2 protein-coding genes are annotated in these 1317 nt (G+C 58.5%); both read right to left on the bottom strand.

Annotation, left to right across the window (positions count from 1 at the left end; all coding sequences use genetic code 11):
• On the bottom strand, window positions 1–362 hold a 362-nt coding region (locus GV818_RS33640), incomplete at its 3' end, for a contractile injection system protein, VgrG/Pvc8 family (protein WP_256679597.1).
• Window positions 363–526: 164 nt separating this feature from the next.
• Window positions 527–1045 carry an Hcp family type VI secretion system effector gene (locus tag GV818_RS33635; RefSeq protein ID WP_025129830.1) on the bottom strand — a complete coding sequence of 173 codons (519 nt, stop codon included), beginning with the start codon at window positions 1043–1045 and terminating at the stop codon, window positions 527–529.
• Window positions 1046–1317 lie beyond the last annotated feature (272 nt).

The raw sequence follows: 1317 nt of genomic DNA, 5'->3' as shown, positions 1-1317 counted from the left end.
GACTTGAGGATCTCGGGCACGCTTTGCTGTTGGAAAATACGCCAGTTGGAACTCAGGCCAAGCCGGGCCAGTTGCGGCTCGACCAGCATGCGATACCGGGTACGCCGAAAACCCGTGGTGCCCTGGGTGAAGCTGCTGACCAGGCCATGGACATGACGGACCTGGGTGCTGCCTTGCCAGATCGTCAGCACGCTGGGTTGATCGAGTATCTGGCCGAAGTCGATGGCGGAGTTGGCGCTGGCCAGTTCGAGTGTCAGCCGATAAGGCTCGGACAGGCCCTCTTCCAGCGTGAACTCTACGACCTCGAACGCCACCTGCGCGGTCAGCACAGAAAAAGTGAACTTCAAATCCCTTTGGCGCATACCATCCTCTCCACTCTGTGAAGTGCTCACCCACTCAGGGAGCCGCACCTGGCACTCGGTTTTCCCGAGACCCACCCTACCTGTGCGCCTTCCCTGTGTCTCCCGGAGGCGCGAAACCCATCGACCCGCCTTGCGGGCCGATGGGTTGCAACGTTGCGCTGACGTTAGCCGGCGACCGGGGTACGCCAGTCATCGGAACCCGAAGTACCGGAGACTTCGTGGGTCCAGGTGATCTTGCGGTAGGTGAACTCGACGTCCTCCAGGTGGGTGAAATGTGCGTTCGAAGGGTCCTGGCAGTTGTGCATGTAGTCTTTGATATCGACGATGATCGCGTCTTCCAGGGTGGTGGTGAAGTAGTGCTCCTGGGTGCCGGCGGCCGAAGTGCGGAACCACTGGATTTCGATCTTGCTCAGGCGCTCACCGGACGTCAGGGCCGCGAGCAGCAACGGCGAAGCCTTGTCGAAAACCTTGGTGATCTTCACCGGCTTGTGCACGCGCTGGCCGGTGGGCTGGCCGGATTGCGGATCGCGGGGAATGATCACTTCATGGCTGAAGCCCTGGACCATGACCTGATCTTCGTGACCTTCCTGGTAGGTGTTGCCAACGGAGTCAGCGGTGAAGGCACCGGCAGTGATCAGACCTTGCTTGGTACCGGTGACGGACATGTACGCTGGGGTTGCCATTGTTGCTCTCCTTGCTTGGACATACGGAAAACCGGAGGCCTGAATGGCCGGCCGGGCTCCAGGGACATATCAAGACTTGTGCCAGCTTAAAAATAACAATTACAAATCAATCAGTTACTGTATTTTCATGATTCAACAGCCTGTTTCAGGCCCGAGATCCCATGGAAAGTGCGCAAGAAGTTGCGCAGTACTGCGCAACTTCTTGCGCACTCCTCTGTACAGCCCCAGCCATCTCGCCTACAGCCATGTACCCACAGGGTTATCCCCATTGG

The sequence above is a fragment of the Pseudomonas sp. Fl4BN1 genome, from assembly GCF_009908285.1.
Taxonomy (GTDB): domain Bacteria; phylum Pseudomonadota; class Gammaproteobacteria; order Pseudomonadales; family Pseudomonadaceae; genus Aquipseudomonas.
This window is presented reverse-complemented; position numbering and strand designations above follow the sequence as displayed.